At 34.2% G+C, this 23584-nt stretch carries 13 protein-coding genes; 1 reads left to right on the forward strand and 12 read right to left on the reverse strand.

The genetic code is table 11. The annotated features are described in order from the left end of the window. Nucleotides 1-94: 94 nt before the first annotated feature. From AC3IPI_RS16935 to AC3IPI_RS16970, 8 genes are all read right to left on the reverse strand, one after another. Nucleotides 95-4057, reverse strand: coding sequence for a M43 family zinc metalloprotease (locus AC3IPI_RS16935; protein WP_489154318.1), 3963 nt, complete (start codon nucleotides 4055-4057; stop codon nucleotides 95-97). A gap of 473 nt (nucleotides 4058-4530) precedes the next feature. Continuing rightward, nucleotides 4531-5988, reverse strand: a complete 1458-nt coding sequence (locus AC3IPI_RS16940; RefSeq protein WP_489154320.1) for a SusD/RagB family nutrient-binding outer membrane lipoprotein — start codon at nucleotides 5986-5988, stop codon at nucleotides 4531-4533. 11 nt (nucleotides 5989-5999) lie between these two features. Then, on the reverse strand, nucleotides 6000-9194 hold the full coding sequence (locus AC3IPI_RS16945; RefSeq protein ID WP_489154322.1) for a SusC/RagA family TonB-linked outer membrane protein: 3195 nt from the start codon (nucleotides 9192-9194) through the stop codon (nucleotides 6000-6002). Between the two features lie 536 nt (nucleotides 9195-9730). Next, nucleotides 9731-11026, reverse strand: coding sequence for an aminopeptidase P family protein (locus AC3IPI_RS16950; RefSeq protein WP_489154324.1), 1296 nt, complete (start codon nucleotides 11024-11026; stop codon nucleotides 9731-9733). 4 nt (nucleotides 11027-11030) lie between these two features. Further along, nucleotides 11031-12266, reverse strand: a complete 1236-nt coding sequence (locus tag AC3IPI_RS16955) for an NAD(P)/FAD-dependent oxidoreductase (protein WP_489154326.1) — start codon at nucleotides 12264-12266, stop codon at nucleotides 11031-11033. Nucleotides 12267-12343: 77 nt separating this feature from the next. Next, a complete protein-coding gene (locus AC3IPI_RS16960) occupies nucleotides 12344-13354 on the reverse strand; it encodes a 4-hydroxyproline epimerase (protein WP_489154328.1) in 1011 nt (336 codons plus the stop codon). Nucleotides 13355-13357: 3 nt separating this feature from the next. Beyond that, a complete protein-coding gene (locus tag AC3IPI_RS16965; RefSeq protein WP_039114375.1) occupies nucleotides 13358-14941 on the reverse strand; it encodes an aldehyde dehydrogenase (NADP(+)) in 1584 nt (527 codons plus the stop codon). A gap of 300 nt (nucleotides 14942-15241) precedes the next feature. After that, nucleotides 15242-16162, reverse strand: a complete 921-nt coding sequence (locus AC3IPI_RS16970) for a dihydrodipicolinate synthase family protein (RefSeq protein ID WP_039114372.1) — start codon at nucleotides 16160-16162, stop codon at nucleotides 15242-15244. A 163-nt stretch (nucleotides 16163-16325) separates the two neighbouring features. Between AC3IPI_RS16970 and AC3IPI_RS16975 the strand changes: the two genes are divergently transcribed. After that, nucleotides 16326-17192: an AraC family transcriptional regulator gene (locus tag AC3IPI_RS16975; RefSeq protein WP_489154331.1), complete on the forward strand. Its 867-nt coding sequence runs from the start codon at nucleotides 16326-16328 to the stop codon at nucleotides 17190-17192. Between the two features lie 33 nt (nucleotides 17193-17225). Here AC3IPI_RS16975 and AC3IPI_RS16980 read toward each other — a convergent pair whose 3' ends face one another. The 4 genes from AC3IPI_RS16980 to AC3IPI_RS16995 form a co-directional block, all read right to left on the reverse strand. Beyond that, nucleotides 17226-19607: a mechanosensitive ion channel family protein gene (locus AC3IPI_RS16980; protein WP_489154333.1), complete on the reverse strand. Its 2382-nt coding sequence runs from the start codon at nucleotides 19605-19607 to the stop codon at nucleotides 17226-17228. Between the two features lie 501 nt (nucleotides 19608-20108). Further along, nucleotides 20109-20855, reverse strand: coding sequence for a succinate dehydrogenase/fumarate reductase iron-sulfur subunit (locus tag AC3IPI_RS16985; protein WP_039114368.1), 747 nt, complete (start codon nucleotides 20853-20855; stop codon nucleotides 20109-20111). Nucleotides 20856-20870: 15 nt separating this feature from the next. Next, nucleotides 20871-22781, reverse strand: coding sequence for a fumarate reductase/succinate dehydrogenase flavoprotein subunit (locus AC3IPI_RS16990; RefSeq protein WP_489154335.1), 1911 nt, complete (start codon nucleotides 22779-22781; stop codon nucleotides 20871-20873). A gap of 7 nt (nucleotides 22782-22788) precedes the next feature. Further along, nucleotides 22789-23445, reverse strand: a complete 657-nt coding sequence (locus AC3IPI_RS16995) for a succinate dehydrogenase cytochrome b subunit (RefSeq protein ID WP_489154337.1) — start codon at nucleotides 23443-23445, stop codon at nucleotides 22789-22791. Nucleotides 23446-23584: the final 139 nt, after the last annotated feature.

Genomic DNA, 23584 nt, shown 5'->3' on the forward strand with positions numbered 1-23584 from the left:
TTAATCACGCAAAGTTATAAAAAGAAAAACCGCCAAAAGATATTCTTTTAGGCGGTTTAGGTTTATGAGTATTATTATAAAAATTAGGAATCGTTTATTTTATTACCAGTTTTTTACTTTGCTTAAGTGTACCATCTGTAATTACTACATAATATATACCTGTTGGTAAATGGTTCACATGATAAGTAGTTGTATTACGAACTGTATCTATAAGCGCTCCATTGTTGTTGTAAATTGTAATTACCAGATTAGTTGATTCTATATTCTTAAGTGAGAAGTTTACAACATCTGAAGCTGGATTAGGAGAAATTGTAAATGATTTATCGTTTTCAAATTCATTAATTCCAAGCGTAGGAGGAAGGGTAACGTCCATAGGAGCGCTCCAGTCACTTGCTCCATTTGCGTATACAGCTCTTATTCTTATTTTGTAATTTCTCTCTTCTCCTTGTTTCTCAATATATTGATTATAAGTAGTAGATGTTGCAAAATCTGCCCATCCAGTTACTGCATTATATAATTGAATTTCATAACTAGTAGCACCATTAATTAATGCCCATGTAGCGTAAAATCCGTAAGGGTAAGTTCCATTAGATGGATCGTAAAATACAGGAATTGGTAGCGCTGGGTTTGCATCATCCATAGTTACTGTTGCAATATTTGAATAAGTTGAGTAAGTAGTATTCTCGCTAGCTCTTACTTTATAAGAGTAAGTACTTCCTGCAGTTAATCCTGTATCTGTATATGAAGTTTCGTCGGCACTAAGAGTTGCAATTACGCTATATGCTCCGTTTCCTAAAGCTCTTTCTATAGAGTATCCAGTTTCGATATCTGCATTATCATCCCATGTTAAATCAACTTCAAGAGTAGTTGCATTTGCTGTTGCAACCAGATTAGATGGCGCTACTAAAGCTCCAGGAAGTGTAAAGTCTCTAGGAGTACTCCAGTCACTTGTACCTGTTGCATTTACAGCTCTCATTCTTACTCTATAACTTGTTTGTGTTCCTTTTTTATTAATATATAAGAAATGAGCAGTTGATGTTCCTTGGTCAACCCATCCGTCAGTTTCATTATATACCTGAATGTCATAACTAATTGCACCATTGATTAATCCCCATGTTACATAAAAACCTGTAGCATAAATTCCTGTATCTCCTTCATTAATTATTGGTTTAGCCAATGTTGGGTTTGGATTAGAATCTTCGATTGTTACTGTTGCAACATTCGAGTAATCGGAATTTGTAGCATTCATATTTGCTTTTATTCTATAAGAATAAGCGTTTCCTTTTGTTAATCCTGTATCTGTATAAGAAGTTATGTTTGGAGCAAAAGTTTTAATAACGCTATATGCACCAGTTCCTTCAGCTCTTTCTAATGTGAATCCTGTTTCATTATCTGAGTTATCTACCCATGTTAATGCAACCGAAAGTGCTGTTACATTTACTGTTCCTGCCAAATTGCTAGGCGCATTGATAATTGGGGTTGTTATAGATTCGTTTGGTCTGGTATTGTAAGCAAAATTAGTAACGGTATATCCATCTCCGCTTGCAGTTACTTTTACTTTCATCCATCCGTAACATATTCTTCCTCTATTAGTGTACTCAAAACCTACATAACCAGTTTCGTTATCCCAAGCTTTGTATGCTGCCGTACGTAAATCTAATTGATTAGGATATGCTCCCGGAGCTGTAAAATTACTTGATGCTCCTATAGTGCCACCTGCAGGAACTTTAGTGATATTTCTTGTTCCTGGTTCGCAAACTAATCTTTTACCATAAGTTTCGATTTTTAATGCATTTGCTGCAAATTGCCATGCCCCATATTCGGTATTATCACCGATAATTAAGCTAAACCATTGCCAGTTTGCTGCTGGTGAAGCTACATAGTCAGGATTGTCTACATAATAGATTCCAAAAGGAGCTTCAAATTCTACTTTTATTGTTTTAGATGCATTATCTAGTGTTGTAATTCCGCCAGTTATTGCTGCATCCTTAAATGTAACTACTACTGAAGAATTATTGTTAGGTAAGTGAGAAGTTGCTTTTCCTGTTAAAGCAAGTACAGCTTTAGAGTTATTTTCTAATGTTAAAGTTGCAGTTAATCCTGCAGGAACGCCTGTAATTGTATAATCGGTACCTACTGTTAATGCTCCTGAACTTTTGGTAAAAGTTCCATTATTAGTAGATAATGTAATTACTGCATTTATAGGAACTGCACCATCATTATTATCAGATTCGTATAATGTGCTTGGTGATAATGTTACCCCAACTTTTGCAGTTACTCCTGTAGTTATAGGCGAACCTGGTTGTGTGTTATATGCATATTCAGATATTGTATATCCGTTTCCGTCTGCATCTACAGTAACTTTGAACCATCCGTAACAAGTTGCGCCCTCAAGCAGAAAGTCAAAACCTACATATCCTGTTTTACCATCCCAGTTTTTGTATGTTGTAGTGCGTAAATCTAATTGATCAGGATATGCTCCCGGAGCTTTAAAATTACTAGCAGCACTTATTTGTGTATTTGCAGGAAGTAATGAAATGTTTCTGGTTCCTGTTTCACATACTAGTTTTTTAGCATAGGTTTCAATTTTTAATGCATTGGCTGCATATCTCCAAGCTCCAAAAGATGGATCATCTCCTTTTTCGATATCAAATGCTTTCCATGTAAGCGCCGCATTTGCAGTTGCATCTGGCATATCTACAAAGTAAATTCCGTATGGATCTGCAAATTTAAGATCATAGTATAAAGCTGTACAAGTCATAGTCGAAGCTCCGCCTGAGAAAGCTGCTGGTAACAATGTAATTGTTCCTTTGGCACTATTAGATTTTAAATGGCTTGTTGCTTTTCCCGTTAAAGTAACTGTTAATTGAGAATTAGAATTAACTGTGATTACTGGAGTAATTCCTGCTGGAAAAGTATGGGTAAAATGTGTTCCAGAAGTTAGTGTTCCAGAAGCTAGAGCAAATGTCTCTGTTCCTGTAAGGGTAATTGTTGCAGCAGTATCAAACGAGCCATCATTAACAACTGCTTCTTTAAAGAAATTTGTGCTTGAAGCTAATAATCCTCCTGTTGTATTTACTCCCGTAGCAATTAAGTTACTTTCTTGCCAAAGTGTTTTTCTTGCAGGATGTTCTAAGGCAGCAAGCATTCTGTCTATTTGTCCTTGAGTATACATTTTGTAACAACCTTGAGCGCCATTGTAACCCATGTAGTTTTCATTGTTTACTCTGTCGCCATTACAATTTGTTCCTTGTGTACATGACAACGTATGTTTACCATCTTCAAGAGGAGTGTCGTCTACTTCATCAGTACCTGTGCAACCACCTTCAAAAGTGTGTATTAAATTTAGGAAATGACCAAACTCATGTGTTAATGTAGCCGAAAATTCTTTACTATAAGAGTTGTCAAACAAATAAGCACCGTTAAATACAACTCTCGCTGTATTACTAGCAGTCATACCTGTACTTGGGTACCAGGCAACTCCTGAGTTGTTAAGTGTTCCATCGGCATATAAATCGTTCTGAATATAAACATTCATATACTTTTTATTATCCCATGCATCAGCAGCGATTTGGTCATCGTATCCGCCACCATTACCATAACCATTTTTTGCAGGGTGAAATACAACTCCAGAAGAGCAACCTCCATTTGGGTCGATTTTAGCAAGTTTAAATTCAATTTTTAATGTACCTCTTCTTGCCTGAAAAAAAGGATCTACAGTTGCGTAATCTGCATTACGACCATTAAAATCATCATTTAGTTCTTTTAGGTGGTTTACGATTTTTTGGTAAGTAACGGTTTTCCCGCTTTGAACATCACCGTAAATATGAAACACTACTGGTATAACATAGGACGTTTCTACTTTTTTGGATGTTTTAGATTTTCTTTCAGCACTGAATTTTTTGCTGAATGCATCAAAGTCTAGTTTTTCTTTTAATGCATGGGGATTTTGTTTGTAGATTTTTTCGTTTTCTTCGCTAGTCCGACAAGGTAATCCTTGAGCACTTATCTTTAAAACGAAAATGAACGCCATAAATAAAAATAATTTTGTTTTCATAATCTTAGGAATTTGTTAGTATGAAACCAAAGATATTTTTATATTGAATTATGTAGTTGTACTATTTTATTCGTTTATGATATCAAATTATCTATAAATTAACCTAGAAATTACATTATGTATTTTTATTCTTATAAAATGATGGATATTTCTCATATTGCGATTATTTGTTTTGAATAATATTTAGCATTGAGTGTAATCCTATGCGATGGTATCTAACATATAGAAACATAGATTTTATACCTAAAAAAGAATATAAAATGATAAATATTTCTTTGACATAGCTGTCTCCTATGTAGATTTTAAATTAGTGAAACGTCTTTTTTAGAGTTTGTAAAATCTATGTTTCTATGTTTTGAAATGTTTGTATCTAAGCTTAATAATAAACCCATAAAATTTGACATAAAAAAAACAGGCACTGTTAGGTGCCTGTTTCAATTCATGGAATTACTTAATATGTTACTAACTCAAAATTAAAATTTATCCCAGAATAATTTTGTGGTCATTTTGTCGCCACCAATCGCAGTTGCAGCTGCATTATAGTTATCTCTGTTTAATGTTGAATCAAAAAGGGAATATATGTTTCTTACAGGAACTTTTCCTTCAGCATCGCTAACAGCAGTTATTGGAGCGATAAGAATAGGGAAGTCTAATCTTCTGTATTCTGTCCATGCTTCAAAACCACGGTTGTAGTAAGCAATCCAAAGTTGGTAAGCAATTTTTTGTTTATCAGTTCCGAAAGCTGTTGCAAAAGCAACATCGGTTCTTGCTAAATAAGTATCAGCATCTGCAGTAGAAACTCCCCAGTATTTCATACTAGAACGAATTCCTTCTTCGTAATAATCAGCAGCAGTACCACCTACATTAAATCCTCTGCTAGCTGCATCGGCAAGTAAGAAACTTGTTTCTGTATGGTCGAAAATTACACCAGGATTTGTTTTTTCTTTTAATTTTAAACCTACATTAGAGAAGTTTTTATAAGAAACTTGTTGTGCATAAGGCGCTCCTTTGTATTCGCCTGCAATTTTTGAAGCTGGGTCAAAAAAGATATCTCTTCTAGGATCGGATTTTCCATTTAACTCATTTACAAAAAATTCAGTAGGCATAATTTGGCTTTCATTTACCAAACTATTATACAATGGATTTTCATCTATTGTAGTTGAATAGTATTGGAATAAAGCATTTTCAGCATTATCCATTATCACGCCTGATGTAAATGCACTTTCGACCATAGTCTTAGCTTTAGCAGGATCAACATCTGCAAGGTGCATTCCCATTTTTAATTTAACGCTATTGGCTAATTTTTTCCATTTACCAACATTTCCTTTATAAATAAGATCTGCGTTTCCAAAACTACCGTAAGCATCATCTAGATTAGCAATTGCGATATCTAGTCTGGCAGCTAAATCTAAATAAACAGTTTTAGCATCATCATATCTAGGATTTGGATAACTTTCTATATTTAAAGCTTGTGTGTAAACGATGTCTCCAAAAAGATCTACCAATGTTTGGTAAGTCATTATAATTTGAATCTCTAAAACAGCTATTTTATTCTTTTTAACAGCAACTTCTATTGGCCCTAAAGCTACTTCATCGTTTGTTTTGTTTTTGGCCATTACAAAATCTTGTAAAACATCTCTATAAAGTACTACATTATGAGAGTTACCTAAATTTCTTTTGGTTTGATTGTAATTTACCTCATCAGTATAGGTAGATGTAGTCCAATGTTGAGCATAACCTCTAAAGTTGTTATCATTTACAGATGCATTAGTCAGGAAATAAGAATAATTTACTTGAGAGCTAGTCATTAAAGTACTAGGTAATGCAGTAGTATATGCTTTAGTATTCTCGTTTAGGCTATCGATATCGTCACAAGAAATTGCCGAAAGCAATAGTGCACTTGCAAAGAATATTATATTTAATTTTTTCATTTTTATATTTTTTAGAATTGAACTTTCATATTAAAGTTATACTCTTTTGATGTTGGCAATACACCAGTTTGAAAACCTTGTAAGTTTCCAGATGACATTCCAGCTTCTGGATCAGCATAAGGAAGATTTTTACTTATGATCCATAGGTTGCTACCATTTACAGCAAAAACAAGACTGTTAATAAATGTATTCTTTAGGTATTTTGATGGAAATCTATAGCTTAAACCAACTTCACGTAATTTTACATAAGAAGCATCATAAACGTATGCTTCCTGTGGCATTGTGTTGTAAGTATCATAATCAGCTAAGATAACTGTAGTATTAGGTGAACCATCAGCTTTTACACCACCAAGAATAATTCCTCCACCATCTGCAATAGAATTTCTTACAGGATTTCCTAAATGGTTATTTCCTACTGTACTTTGGTATATACCTGTTGTATTACCATATTGTTGGTCTAAAGAATATACATCACCACCTTTTTTCACATCTATCAAGAAGTTGAATGAAAGGTTTTTATAAGTAATAACGTTATTAAATCCTCCAGTCCATTCAGGATTTACATCACCAATTGTTGCACCAGCTACAGTTTCATATCTTCCGTTTGGTTTCACAACTCTTTGTCCATCTAAATATTTAAATCCAGTTCCGATAAGTTGTCCAATTGGTTTTCCTACTTCTGCAATATATCCTACACCTTGAAATGATCCAATAGACATTCTATCGGCACCATCAAGACTAATTACTTCATTTCTATTAGATGACCAGTTGATTCTTGCCTCCCAAGAGAAATTTTGGGTTTTAAATGGTATAACATTCAATGAAAGTTCAAAACCTTTATTTTGTACATCACCTCCATTTATCCAAGCTCTGGAATAACCAGTTTGTACTGGTGTCTCGATTGATAAAATCTGATTAGTCGTGTTAGTTCTGTAATAAGAAAAATCTAAACCTATTCTGTTTTTTAAGAATTTAAGCTCAATACCAGCTTCAGTACCTTTAGTAAGTTCACTTTTTAGGTCAGCATTAGCTTTGTTGTTTTCGGTAGAAAAACGTATTCCATTTGGTCCAAAATTACTATTCTTAGGGTATGTAGATTGAATTACTGCAAATTCAGCATCATTTCCAGTTTCTGCGTAATTTAAACGTAGTTTACCAAATGATAACCAATCAGTTTTAAGGTGATTGCTAAAGATGTAAGTTCCTGTAAGAGAAGGATAAGTATACGTGTTGTTTTCTTTAGGTAATGTAGATGATTGATCTACCCTGTATGAACCTTCTATGAAGTATGTTTCATCAAAGTTGAAAGTGGCATTAGCATAGACACTATTTGTACCTATAGTTTCTAAGAACTCATTTGGATAATTAATTGGATTTACTGTATTACTCAACATGTATTTACCAGGTACAATTAAACCACCATTAGTTTCTACATAAGTATTACCATTTGAAGAACGTCTTGAGTTTGCTCCAACTAATCCGTAAAATTTGATTTTTTCTGTGATATTCGTTTTAAAATTTAAGATTAAATCTAAATTGATCTCACGGAATGTTTTGTCAAATCTTGAGTATTGTCCTAATGTATTTGGAGTTCTTTTTGAACCTACTGCAATGCGCTCTTCTTGTAATTGTTGGTAAAAATCTACAGATCCTTTTCCAACAACATTTAACCAGCTTGTTACATCAGTACTTAAAGCAAAATTACCAAAGAAACGATCTCTGTTTAAAGAGTTGTAATTGTTATAACGTTGAAAATATGGGTTATCATGAAATTGAATTTTTAAGTCTGTTGGCCCACCAACACTCCAAGTTGTGTTTCTTCCAGTTATGTTATAAGCATCTTCTAAATCCTGAAAATCAGCACTCATATTATACCATTGTCTTACACTGCTTAAGTAGTTATTTCCACCATCACCATATCCGGTTTCATTCATTCCTTTAGCATATGATTTTAGGTAATTTGCAGAAGCAGATACTTTGGTTTTATCACTAATTTTATAACTTCCTGAGAAATTGAAGTTATCTTTTCTGTTGTTACTGTTTGGTAAAACACCTTGTACTTGGTTGTAATTTGTGTAACCAAATCTAAAATCACCGCTATCATTACCTGCTGCAACAGCAATGTTATTTGTGTAAGTAAGACTATTTTGGTAAAAATCGTTAGGATTCTTTTTTACAGGAGCCCATGGAGTTGCAATACCATAAGTAGGTAATTCCGGGTAGAAAGAGTTCCAGTTGTAAACCAATAAACTAGGGTCGAATTTAGGTCCCCAAGAAGCATCGTCTGTCGCTGCATAAGGATGTGTACCACTTCCTAGATCTACAGTACCATAAAAATCACCATAACCACTACCATATTGATTTTGGTATTGTGGCAATGTCTTTTTATCTACAGATCCAATAGTTACACCAGAATTAAAAGAAATACCTAACCCTCCTTTAGATTTACTTCCTTTTTTTAGTGTTACAAGAATAACTCCATTAGCAGCTCTTGAACCATAAAGTGCAGATGCAGCAGCTCCTTTTAAAACGTTAATAGATTCGATATCATCCGGGTTAATGTCTGAGGCAGCATTTCCGTAATCATAACCTCCTTTATTTCCTCCACTTTGTTGTTGATCAGTATTTGTGTTGTCATTGTTCAAAGGAACTCCATCTACAACCCATAATGCTTGATTATCATTAGTTAAAGAAGAAGATCCACGAATAATAACATTTGTAGATCCACCAATGTTATTATTTCTTCTAATGTCAACACCGGCAACTTTACCTGAAATAGAGTTTGCTACGTTACCGTTATTTATTTTATTTAAATCTTCACCTTTTACTTCCTGTGTAGCATAACCAAGAGATTTTTTCTCTCTTTTTACACCTAATGCAGTAACAACAATTTCGTTAAGAACAGTTGAACCGCCTGTCATTTTAAGGTTTACTTTGGTTGTAGTTGCAGGTAATTCTTGGGTTTTCATCCCAATATAGCTAAATAAAAGAACCTGAGTAGGCGAGGCGCTGATAGAATATGCTCCATCAAAATCTGTTTGTGTGCCTGTTTTAGATCCTTTAATTAATACACTAACACCTGGTAAGGGTATTCCTGCATCATCTGTAACAATTCCTGTAACTAATCTTTCTTGCGCAAGAATTAGTTGTGTTGCAAATACAAAAAAGAGTATTGCAATTTTCCTGAAGTTAATTTTGAATTTCATATACTGGTTTTATTATTAATAAGTGCAAATATTTTGCATTTATAGCTTTTTTTATGCCAATATATTATCATAAAATCAGATTATGTTATCTAGTTTTGAGTATATTTTATCTGAGATATTGCGGTTTTTATAGATTTGAAAGTATTTATTTACCTAAAGGGGTTTTGGTGTTTTTTATCAGAAAAATTATTGTACAATATTTACCAGAATGATGAGGTATAAATAGCGGGTAAATCACACGGTTTGATATGATTTCAAACACAAACATAGCCCACGGTTTCAACCGTTGGAACGCAATGCATTATCGTGATTTGTATCCCACGGTTGAAACCGTGGGCTATGATAAAAGCTCAAATTTAAAGCAGGTTTTTACATAAAATTGTCATTTCTGACAAGTTTGGGAGTATTTTGTGTAAAACTAAAGTTCCTTACACCCTTACACAAGATCCAAAAAAAACCGTGCAGGACAAAAAAAAACAGCTACAAAATTGCTCTTGTAACTGTTTAAACTAATAGTCTTAAAGGAGGGTATAAGACTATTTATTTTTAATAAGTGTTTCTATATCTTCAATCTCTATTGGTAATGCTTCCGAGAGATTGATGTTTCCATCTGCTGTAAGTAGGTAATCATTTTCTAATCGGCAACCGATTCCTTCTTCTAATATATAAATTCCTGGCTCGCAGGTAAGCACCATTCCTTTTTCTAAAGTACGAGAATACAATCCTACATCATGAACATCTAGTCCTAAATGATGTGCTGTTCCGTGCATAAAATACTTTTTATAAGCAGGAGCATCTGGATTTTGATTGGCAATATCTTCGTTGGTAATTAATCCTAGTTTAATTAATTCTTTTTCAATTAAACCAGCCATTTGCTTCTCGTAATCGCTATGTTTAATACCAGGTTTTAATAACTTAGAACCTTCTTTTAAACAATGTAAAACTGATGAATATACTTCTCGCTGACGAGGTGAAAATACTCCGTTTGCAGGAACACATCTTGTTGTGTCTGAATTATAATTGGCATAACAAACACCAAAATCTACCAGAATCATATCATTCTCTTTGCATATAGCATCATTAGAATTGTAATGTAAAGCACAGGCATTTTTTCCAGACGCAATAATAGGTTTGAAAGCATGACGTGTAGCTCCATTTTTTATCACTTCATAAATAAGTTCAGCTTCTAGTTCAAACTCATTTATGTTTGGTTTAACAGCGCTAAGAAGTCCTTTAAAACCTTTTACACTAATAGCTACAGCTTTCTTTATTAGCGCAACTTCTTCGTCTGATTTTATTGGTCGTAATTCACGAGTTATCTTAGCAACTCTATCGTATTGATGCAACGGGTATTTCTCTTTACACCATTGTATCATTCGGTCTTGGCGAGTAGTCATTTCTGATGTTACTCTTTTTATATGCTCGTTGTGCCCTAAATAAAAGGCATCAGCTTCAAAAGCAAAAAGCTGCAAAGATTTTTCAAATTCATGAATCCACTTTACGTTTTTTATACCCGATATAGCTGTTGCTTCTTCTTTGGTTAAGAAATCACCATCCCAAAGTTTAGTATGCTCACTTACTTCTTTTACAAATAAAATAGCTCGATTTTCTTCTTTATAAGCATCTGGAAAAAGAACCAAAATAGTTTCATCCTGATCGATTCCTGTTAAGTAAAACAAATCATTATTTTGTGCAAACCCCATAACATCATCGGCATTATTAGGCATTACATCATTAGAAACTAAAATAGCAATGCTATTTGGATTCATTTTTGTCGAAAAACGTTTTCTGTTTTCGATAAATAAAGAAGAAGGTATCGATTCGTATCTCATAATTTTATAATTGAAACATTTGTGTATTAACAGAGGTATTTTTTCCAGAAATAATTTCCGAAACAATTTTACCTGTTGCTGGTGCCAAGCTTAATCCCATCATGGCATGTCCAGTTGCCAAAGTTAAGTTTTTTATTCTTTTATCTCTAGCAATTATCGGCATTCCTGATGGAGTACAAGGTCTAAATCCGTACCATGTTTCTTCTTCTTTTGGCATTTCAATTTTTAAATCAGGGTAAAATTCATTAATGCTATTAACAATTCCCTGAACTCTGTTTTTGTTAATTTTGGTATCGTTTGTATGTGTAATTTCCATTGTACCTCCAAAACGAATATCATTGTTCATAGGCGTAACAGCAACTTTTCCTTCGCATAAAATGGCAGGTATAGAAGGTTTTATATTTACATCTTTTAGAGTAAAACTATATCCTTTTCCTGGTAATATTGAAATGGAACGATTTAGCTTTTTTGCAATTTTTGGGCTCCATGATCCACACGCCAAAACAACTTCGTCGGTCATAAAAGGTCCCATATCAGTAAGTATTTCGGTTATAGTATTGTTTTTTATTACAAAATCTTCTACTGTAGTTCGGTTATGGATTTTTACATTCAGTCGGCTTAATTCATCTTTTATAAATTGCATGAATTTTTGAGGATAGATATGCGCATCACTTTTATAATGTACGCCACCTATTACATCAGTACTAGTACCTGTTTCTAGTTTTGTTACTCCGTCTTTAGAAAGGTAATCTACTTCCAGACCAAAACATTCAGCTAGCTTTCCTTCGTGATTAATTTCTTCAGCAGTTTTCTCTGTTTTATAAAGCATCAAAAGACCCTTTTTTTCATAAAAGAAAGAATTGCTTTCTTTTATAAAATCCTGGTATAATTCTTTACTAAAAAGAGATAAATTACAAAGTGCTGGCATTGCTTTTTCTACATGTTGCTTATTGGCATGTTTGTAGAATTGTAATCCCCAATTTGCTAAATCCATGCTTAATCTAGGCTTTACATAAAACGGACTTTGACTATCAAACATCCATTTTATTCCTTGTGTAATCATTCCTGGTTGTGCCAGCGGAATAATATGCGAGGGAACAATCATTCCCGCATTCCCGTAGGAACATCCATCTGTCATATCCGACTTATCGAAAACAACAACTTGATATCCATCTTTTGCTAAATAATACGCTGAACATAGTCCGATTATTCCCCCACCAATAATACTTACTTTTTTCATTATACTTATAAATTTAAAAAATCATCGGTAAGAATTATGCTCTCTAAACCAACGATTTATTTTGGATTATATTTTTGTTAAATTACCTGAAAACCAAATGCATACGGATCATCATCTTCATCAATGATTATATTGTTATATCCATACACTTTTGCCCATCCTTGTATACTTGGCACGATGGCTTTAATATCTCCAATGGTAGTTTCTTCTTCAACTCTTCCTATAAATTTGCTGCCAATAAAACTTTCGTGAATAAAATCTTCGCCTTTCTTTAATTTGCCTTTTCCATGAAGCTGAGCAAGTCTAGCCGAAGTTCCTGTTCCGCACGGAGAACGATCAATGGCTTTATTTCCATAAAAAACAGCATTTCTTCCTGAAGATGTTGGATCGATAGGATCACCTGTCCAGAGCATATGACTTACATCGCGAATAGTACTATTTTCTGGGTGAATAAAAAGGTTAGGATATTTCTCGTTGATGCGCTTGCGAACTTCCTGACTGTATTGAACAATTTTTCCTGCCGTAAAATCTTGCACTCCCGAAAAATTGGCTTGAGGATCTACGATTGCATAATAGTTTCCGCCATAAGCAACATCAAAAACTATTTCGCCAAGTTCAGGACAATCTACAGTAAGTCCTTCGGCAGCGAGGTATGATTTTACATTAGTTAATCGTACCCAATCTACTTTTTTACCCGTTTGTTGGTATTCAATCTGAACCAAACCTGCCGGAGCCTCCATTTTTATTTTCCCTGGAATTTTAGGCGTAATCAAACCTTCTTCGATAGCAATTGTTATTGTACCGATAGTTCCGTGGCCACACATAGGCAAACAACCTGATGTTTCGATAAATAAAATACCAAAATCGTTCTCAGGATTACTTGGCGGGTAAAGTATGCTACCGCTCATCATATCATGACCTCGTGGTTCAAACATTAGCCCTTTGCGAATCCAATCATATTCCTTCAGGAAATGTTGGCGTTTCTCGCTCATATTATTCCCAACCAAATTTGGACCGCCTCCGGCAACCACTCTCACTGGGTTACCGCAAGTATGTGCATCGACACAAAAAAAAGTTTTTCTTGGCATAAACTAAATAGATTTCTTGGTTATTATATCATTTACGGTTCTTGTAATTTTTAAGGGATTTAGGTTCTGTAATGCGCTCGGTAGTAATTCGTCTGGCCAATTTTGATAACTAAATGGTCGCACCCAACGTTTAACGGCATGGATTCCTACGGCTGTAAATCTAGAATCCGATGAAGCAGGATAGGGACCACCATGAATCATCGAAGCACAAACTTCGACTCCTGTAGGTACGCCATTAAAAATTAATCTTCCAACTCTGCTTTGTAAGGCATCAATAATAGTATTAGAATTAGCTATCTCTTTTGGTTCTGCAAGTATAGTACCTGTTAACTGTCCGTCTAATTTATTAATAATTCTTTCTAATTCCTCATCATTTTCGCATTGTACCACAATAGAAAATGGACCAAATACTTCATGACTTAATGTAGCATTCTCCAGAAATGTTTTACCATTTACTGTAAGTATAGTTTGTGGTGCATAGTTAGGAGATATTTCACCTTTATATTCCGCAATAGTACTTACTCCATTTTGAGATTTTATTTTTTCTCTACCATTATTAAAGTCGTCTTTAATAGATGGATGCAACATACATGAAGGTGCAATTTTTTCAATTTCTTCGGCTAATTGCTCCATAAATTGATTTAATTTCTCTCCTTTTATTCCTAATAACAATCCTGGATTAGTACAAAACTGACCTGTTCCTAAGGTAATAGAATTTGCATAGGCAGTTGCCCATTTATTACTATTTTTTTCTAAAGCCTCTGGCAAAATAACCACAGGATTAATACTTCCCATTTCTGCAAATACAGGGATAGGTTCCGGACGTTGCGATGCTAAATTAAATAAAGCTCTACCGCCATTAATACTTCCTGTAAATCCTACCGCTTTTACAAGTGGATGTTTTACTAAAGTTGCTCCAAGTGTTACACCACTACCAATTAGGTTTGAGAAAATACCTTCGGGCATATTGTGTTTTTTGGCTGCTTTTATAACTGCCGAGGCTACCATTTCGCCAGTTCCTATATGCATAGAGTGGCTCTTTACAATTACTGGACAACCTGCTGCCAATGCCGATGCTGTATCGCCACCTGCTGTAGAAAATGCAAACGGAAAGTTACTAGATCCAAAAACAACCACTGGTCCTAATGGAACTAACATTTTACGTAAATCATCTTTTGGTAAAGGCTGTCTATCAGGAATTGCAGTATCTATTGTTGCTTCAACCCAGCTTCCTTCAGCAAGCATATTTGCAAATGAGCGTAACTGAAAAATTGTACGACCTCGTTCTCCTTCGGCTCTGCCTTTTGGGAAACCAGATTCTGTACAATACACCTCTAATAATTCATCGCCAAGGGCAAGGATTTCTTCAGCAATTGCATTAAGAAAATCTGCCTTTTTTTGAGCTGGACAATTTCTATAAACTTTAAAAGCATCATTTGCTAATGCTACAGCTTCATCAATTTCCTCTGGAGTAGCTTCTGTAAATGTCCAGGGATTTTCTATGTTTAACTGTGGGTTTATTGTTTTATAGGTTTTTGTTCCATCAGCTTTAAGCTTGCTTCCTATATAATTTTTTCCTGTAATCATTTTTTATGTATTAAGATTATAATTAAATCCAGACTTGCTTAAAAAATATTATGTTTTATGAGCTGGCTATCTACTCTAATAACCAGCTCAAAAACAAACCAAACTAAAAACAAATCTAACTAAACTTAAAAAAGAATATTATTGTTAACTCCGTTGGGGAGGATTTTGTAAAAATTAATTTTGACGTATTGTACTACAAGTTTTACTTATTTGCATTTACATAATATAATTACAAATCAATTTTACTGAATAAGTTTTTACGTGTTAAAATATAATCTACCTCAACGGGTAATGTATGCTTTATAGTACTATGGATTTATAATCTGGAAGAGTTGGTCTTGTACGCAATGCTTCTGCAATGATTGCCAAAACTCTTTCTCTTTCTGCTCCATGAAGTGGTAATCTTGGTGCACGAACAAATTCTGTTCCCAGACCAGTAGCAACTTCTGCCAGTTTTATATTTTGTACCAATAGTGGGTTAATGTCTAGTTCTAACAAAGGCAAGAACCATCTGTAAATAGCCAATGCTTCTTCGGCTCTACCAGCTTTTGCTAATTTAAAAATAGCGACAGTCTCAGCAGGAAACGCATCTACTAAACCAGAAACCCATCCGTCAGAACCCATAAAAATACTTTCTAATGCTAATGTATCAACACCAGATAATACTTTTAAACGACCTTTAAAACGGTTTATAATTCGAGTAACATTAGATATATCTCTTGTAGATTCTTTTACTGCCTGAATATTATCAAATTTCAAAATTTCTTCAAACATATCCAATGATACATCAATTTTGTAATCAATAGGATTGTTGTAAATCATGATAGGAAGTGAAGTACTTTTTGCTACTTCAGAGAAATAAGTAACTGTTTCATGACTTGCTGCATTGTAACGCATAGGAGGTAATAACATTAATCCTTTTGCACCATTTTCTTCTGCTTTATTAGCAGCTTGAATCGCAGCCCGAGTAGTTTGCTCGGCTATATTCATAATCACCGGTACTTGTCCGTTAACTATATTAATAGTCTCTTTGATTAATTCTTTTTTTTCATCCTCTAATAAAGTGCTTGCTTCTCCAAGTGTACCTCCCAGGATAATCCCAGAAACACCTGCCTCGAGCTGAGCTCTTACATTTACTCCAAACATGTCGAAGTCTAACTTGTCATCGGCAGTAAACTTTGTTGTAACTGCTGGCATAACGCCTTTCCATTGAATACTCATAATTACGATTTTAATTTTTTCAAAAATATTTATAACCTGCAAATATGTAATTAGGTAAGTTATCACAAAAAGATACTATATTATCCGATTTTATACTAATTTTTAAAATTATTACTTAATATGTATACATTTTTTTATATTTATAGAATATAATTAATCCGTTATGAAAGTATTTCCATTTAAGATTCCAAAAACTAAAGAAGATTCGCTCATTTATCAAGAAGACGTAGAATTTGTTTTTTATGATAAATTGCACCAACACGAAGAAATACAAATAAGCTATATCGAGAATGGCGAAGGAACCATTTTTGTAGGCGACACAATTTCTCCATATCAAAAAGGAGATGTTGTGGTTATTGGTAGTAATTTACCACATGTATTTAGAAGTGAAAATAATACCAACGAGCTTTCGGTAATGCTAACATTGTTTTTTACGACTAACTCTTTTGGAAAAGATTTTTTTATGCTTCCTGCTCTAAAAGACATTCAGCCATTTTGGGAAAACAGTAAGAATGGTTTTGTGGTTAACAATCCTTCAAATAAAGTTGTTAAGGCATTTAAAAAAATAAAAAAGGTAAATGAATTTGATCGTTTTATTCTTTTTCTGGAAATAACCAAGAAGTTATCTCAAGAGAATAAAACACCACTTTCTAGTTATATATATGATAAGAAAATCACAGATAATGAAGGAAAGCGAATGCAAACGGTTTTTGAGTACGTTATGACTAATTTTCAGAAGAATATTACTCTGGAGGAAATCGCTGCATTATCAAATATGACTAAAAATGCTTTTTGCAAATACTTTAAAGTCCGGACCAACAAGACATTTTTTCAGTTCCTGATAGAAATCCGGATTGAGCGGGCAGGGAAGTTATTATCCAGATCACAAGAGTTATCTGTACTGGAAGTTTCAGAATTATGTGGGTTTAATAATATTTCTAATTTCAATAGAAAATTTAAAGAAATAAAAGGAATTTCTCCCCTTGCATACCGCAAATCTCAAATGTTAAAATGGAAAGAAAAAGCATAGCTATGATTTTAAAACCCATTTTTTAAGTGTTTTTTATGTTGAAAATTTTAAACCTTTTGCTTTAAAATTACTAAACAATACTTGGCGTGCACTACTAATAGTTTCTTCGGTGCGATAAATACTGCACCAGAATTTCACTAGTAATTTATAATTACCATCAGATATGGCGGTATAATAAATTTGTGGAGTTCTGGAATTGTTTATCAATGTTTGAGATTCAAGTGCTTCAAGTACAATTAAATTAATATCATCTGGAACAATGTCGCCTTCAACATCAAAGGAAATTTCGACTAGTTTAAAGTTATCAGTATAAGTCCAGTTGGTAATATTTTGAGATAATAAGTTACCATTTGGAATTATTATTTCGGCACCGTTTGGAGCATTAATTTTAGTTGTACGAAGTCCCATTGCTTTTACGCGACCCGATTGAGAACTAATTTCGATTACATCGCCAATTTGTATTGGTTTGTCAAAAATCAAAATAATACCCGACACAAAGTTGCTTACAATGTTTTGCAAACCAAGTCCAACACCAACTCCTAAGGCACCCAATAAAATGCTTAGTTTGTCCAGAGGCATTCCTGATGCGGCTACAGCCAATAAATAACCTCCAATTAATACCACAAGACGTGTTATTAATAATTTAGAATGTTGGCGTTTGTTTACATTTTCTTCATTCTCATCATCGACTTCACCAAAAAAGTAAGCAACATATTTTTGCAGAAGGTGAGCCATCCAGATTATAATAAAAAACAAAACAATATTACCCAAGGTAAATGTGATACTACCAATAGTATTTGGGTGGGTTAATAGTGATGTAAATGATGCACGTAGCGATTCCCAAATGTTTAAATTTGATGCAATCACCACCAACCACATATAACTGATTATTATTATAAAAGGTCTTTTTAGATTATCTGATAAACTCTCATGATCAAAAATGGTTTCGATTCCGCGTTTGATTCTTGTCGTATATATTTGTAAAAGGATAATTTCAAGAATTATTTTTAATAGTACGCTAAGTGCAATAATTTGAGTAATTGCAATAAAGGCAGTAAGGCTTAACATATTTGAAAGAGAAACTCTACCGTAAATATTAAAAACAATAGCCAAACCATTTAAACTTATGAATATTATACTTGCCCATTTAAAGAATCCCTTTATGTATAATTGATCCTTAATACTCTTAAGCTGAACTAATCCATAACGTATTCCGAAGACATTAATTAGGATAAAAGCGCAACGTTGGAACAAGCCAACCCCGATAAATAAATCCAGGAAACAAAGTGCAGAAAATAATCCTACTAATAGAAACAAGTTTCGCATTGACTCCTTAGACCAATGATTTTTAAAAAGAAAAGTAAGCACCACAAGCAGAATTAGCTGTAATGATTCTATAAATAGGGCGGGAGCATATAAATTACTTACGATGGCAATATTAAGCCCAATTACAATTACAGGAATAATAATACCACTATTTAAGTATTTAAAGTTTAGTAATGTAAGGTTCTCAAAATGATTATTGTTTTTCAGGTATTTAAGATTACGAGAAATGTACCAAGCTAATAATCCCATAAAAAATGTAAGAGTGATTAATCCGCCGATACTATAATTTAAATAGTATGATACCACGCTATTCTCTATAGCTACTTTTGCTTTAATATTTTGCGATATGTCTTTTTTGGCAATTGTATCGCTAGTATTCCATATAAAAGGATATTCTCTGCCAAGAATACTTATTCCAGATTTTTCAAGCTTTTTTTCTACAGTTAATAATGCACTCGAAACTGCTATTTTTCTTTGTACCGTTAGTCTGTTTTTGGTATTAAGAACCTCTAGATTGTGGTTCATAAGGCTATCTGTACTTAAATAAGTCTTTTTAAGATTTAAAAATTCGCTCTTAAATTGCTTGCGAAGGATGGTATCTTTTAATAGTGTAATTAGTGCTTTGTCTTTGCGTAAGTCAGCAAATCGACCTTTGATTTTATCAAGGTTTTTGTTGCGTAAATTAATGGCAGTATTTTGTTCGTCTAATTCCTGACGAATTTCTTCTAATACAATACGATACATTTGCTGATTTCGCACATTTGGATTAGCCCCTTTTAAATTAGCCAGAATAAGATCTAGTTTATTTTGGGTTCTATCTATTTCAGCAAACAAATGAAATGTACTTCCTTCAAAAACGGCGTCATTATAAGCAGATTGCAAAACCTCACCAGCTTTTTCGATAGCCATAAGATAGTCACTATCGGTCTTGGTCGAATCTTCAAATAATTTCCCACTGCCTTGTGTTTTAGCAGTATCTGGAGTAGCGGTTGTTGTGGCTTGTGAGTAAGCAAACGGTGAGAAGAGCAGTATCGTTAGTAAGGATAAAAGACAAATAAATTTTCTGTTATGACGCATAATATAAATCATGTATTTAAGACGTCAAATTTAGAAAAATATGCTTACAAAATCTAAACTTTAAGTTTTGTTTGGGTCAAAAACTATTGCCAGTTTTTTGACATAAATGCAAAAATGTAAACACGAATTGCACTAATTAACACGAATCTTAATGATTAAATTGGTTTGTGAAATTAATTCCTTTAAGTTTTGTTTGGGTCAAAAGGAATCATGCTTATATCTTTAAACCATATAAGTAATGTAAGTTCATTTAAGTGAGTTGTGTAAAAATAGCTGGATAACGGATCGCATCCACAAACAACATCTTATAACCATAGCCAACGGTTTCAACCGTTGGAACGCAAAGGACAATCGCAATCTGTACCGCACGGTTGAAACCGCGGGCTATGATTGAAATAGGATAGAATTTAAGATTCTTGGTATAGACCTTTGTCAAAGTTTTAAAACTTTGACAAAGGTTGTATTGGACAACTATATTTTTTGAAGTGAAGAAAAAACAAACAACATGAAAGATTATTTCTTCATAACCAATGCTTTATTATACTCGTAGTTCATCTTTGCAATAGAAAGTACCGATATACCTTGCGGACATTCTACTTCGCATGCTTCGGTATTAGAACAAGCTCCAAAACCTTCAGAATCCATTTGGTTTACCATTGTTAAAACCCTTTTTGATGCTTCTATTTTTCCTTGTGGGAGTAATGCTAAGTGTGTTATTTTGGCACCAACAAATAATGCTGCGCTAGAATTCTTGCAAGTCGCAACACAAGCACCACAACCTATACAAGCCGCCGCATCAAAGGAAGCTTCGACGGTTTCGTAGGATATAGGAATACTATTTGCCTCGGGCGCCTGACCAGTTGAAGCTCCAATATAACCACCAGCAGTAATAATAGAATCAAATGCGGTTCGGTCAATTTTTAAATCCCGAACTACAGGAAAAGCCGTTGCTCTAAATGGTTCAATATATATAGTGTCGCCATCCTTAAAACTTCGCATATGGAGTTGGCAAGTTGTAGTATGTTTTAATGGGCCATGCGCTCTACCATTAATCATAACACCGCATTGTCCGCAAATACCTTCTCTACAATCATGGTCAAATTCTATAACGCGTTCCCGTAGTTGGATAAGTGATTCGTTTAAAAGATCGAGCATTTCTAAGAAAGACATATGTTCGGTTACGCCATCTATTTCATAATCTACCATTTCTCCTTTAGAATTGGCATTTAATTGGCGCCATATTTTTAGATATAATTTCATCTCTTTTAGTTTTAATTATTTGTAGCTACGTACTGCAAGTTCTACTGATTCAAATACCAAAGGCTCTTTGTGTAGTTCAGGAGGATTTGATTCTCCTTTCCATTCCCAAGCCGACACATAACAAAAATCGGCATCATTTCGTACTGCTTCTCCTTCGTTACTTTGGTATTCTTCTCTAAAATGCGCTCCGCAAGATTCCTCTCTTTGCAATGCATCGTAACACATAAGCTCAGCTAATTCAATATAATCGGCTACACGTCCGGCTTTTTCTAATTCACTATTTAATGTATCATCACCAGTTATTAGTAAGTCTTTTTCAAAAGAAGCTTTCAAAGATTTTATGGCTACAATTGCTTCTTCAAGATTCTGTTTACTTCTGGATAACCCACATTTTTCATACAATAATCGTCCTATGGTTTTATGGAAATAATCTGTTGATAAATTCCCTTTGCTTTGTAAGAATTGGTTTAATTGATCTCTAACCGTTTTTTCTGCTTCCGCAAAAGCGGGATGGTCGGTACTAATTCGGGAAGCGTTTAGTTCGCCAGACAAATAATTAGGAATAGTGTAGGGCGCTATAAAATAGCCATCGACACAAGCCTGAAGCAGAGAATTTGCACCAAGTCTATTTGCGCCATGATCTGCAAAATTAGCTTCACCAAGGGCAAACAATCCAGGAATTGTAGTCATAAGTTCATAATCTACCCAAAGGCCGCCCATCGTAAAATGCGCAGCTGGCGAGATAAGCATTGGTTCCTTATAAGCATCGATTCCGTTAATTTTTTCATACATAGCAAAAAGGTTGCTGTATTTGGCTTCGATGTTTTTCTTGCCTTGTACAGCGATTGCATCCGAAAAATCCAAATAAACAGCATTCTTCATTGGTCCGGCACCATGACCAGAGTCAATTCGTTCTTTGGCAGCTCGAGAAGAAATATCTCTAGGAGCAAGATTACCAAAGGCTGGATATCGACGTTCCAGATAATAATCTCTTTCTTCTTCGGGGATAGCATTAGGAATTCTATCGTCTCCCGCTTTTTTAGGAACCCAGATACGACCGTCATTTCGCAATGATTCAGACATTAGAGTAAGCTTCGATTGATTTTCTCCATGTTGAGGAAGACAAGTAGGGTGGAACTGAATCCAACTTACGCCAGCCATATAAGCCCCTTTTTTGTGTGCTCGCCATATTGCCGAACTATTGCAACCCATAGCAAGCGTAGATAGATAATATACCTTACCGTAACCACCTGTTGCAAGTACTACAGCATCGGCAGCATGACGCTCTATGGCTCCAGTTTCTAGATTACGGGCTATAATTCCTTTGGCTTTGCCATCTATCAAAACCAATTCGAGCATTTCGTGACGCGTATGCATGGTAACTTTACCAGTGTTTACTTGGCGAAGAAGCGATTGATACGCTCCAAGCAAAAGTTGCTGACCTGTTTGTCCTCGGGCATAAAAGGTTCTGGAAACTTGTACACCTCCAAAGGATCTATTGTTTAGGTAACCTCCATATTCTCTTGCAAAAGGCACACCTTGAGCAACCGATTGGTCGATTAAACTAGCTGAACATTCGGCTAATCTATACACATTGGCTTCCCGAGATCTAAAATCTCCACCTTTTATAGTATCGTAAAACATTCTATACACGCTGTCACCATCATTTTTATAATTCTTAACAGCATTTACACCACCTTGTGCAGCGACTGAATGTGCTCTTCTGGGCGAATCCTGAAAACAAAATGATTTAATGTTATACCCTTGTTCAGCAAGTGATGCCGCACAAGAAGATCCTGCAAGTCCTGTTCCTACCACTATAACAGTAAGTTTCTTTCTGTTAGCAGGATTTACAAGTTTTGCTTTGGCTTTATAATTATTCCATTTATCAGCAAGTGGTCCATCTGGTATTTTTGAATCTCTCATTTTCATACTATTTTAAATAAATATAAAGAGGAATTGCCATGAAACCTCCTGTGATAATTAGGGTATATCCCCATCCAAATACTTTTATAACTTTTACATATTTAGGATGATAAAGTCCCATTGTTCTCGAGGCACTAAAAAAACCATGTAATAGATGGAAACCTAATGCTATAAATGATACCTCATAAATTATTACATACCATAGTTGCGAATACGATTGTACAACAATCTCATATAAATCCTTATTTCCTGCAGCATCTACAGGCAGGTTAGTAAATTTATATACATACCAAAAATCCTTAAAGTGTATGATAAGAAATAGGAGTAGGATGGTACCTAATATGCCCATGTTCCGACTATTCCATGCACTGGCAAAATTTCTTTTGTCATAATGGTAGTTTTGTTTACTTGCAGTATTATTTTTTATAGTAACAATTATTGCATAAATTGCATGTCCGATTAAGGATAAATACAAAATCCAGGAAATAATTTTTATAAACATATTGCCTGACAATAATTTAGAGTACCAATTGAATTGTTCTCTTGCCTGATCTTCGGGTAAAAAAAGTTGTAAGTTACCAAGCAGATGTATCACAAGAAAAAAGCATAAGAAAAGGCCAGTAGCTGCGATAATCATCTTGTTTTTTAAAGTAGTAGATTTCATTATTTGCAAGATTTTTTAAGACTTAATATTAAGGGAATCCTAATTTACTATAATTCATTTAATTTTAGATTGAATCTTTTAATTAAAAACGTAAAATGGAATGGGTGTAAATAATCAATATCCTATTTTTCTGAAAAAA

It is taken from the genome of Flavobacterium sp. GL_143, from assembly GCF_057834355.1.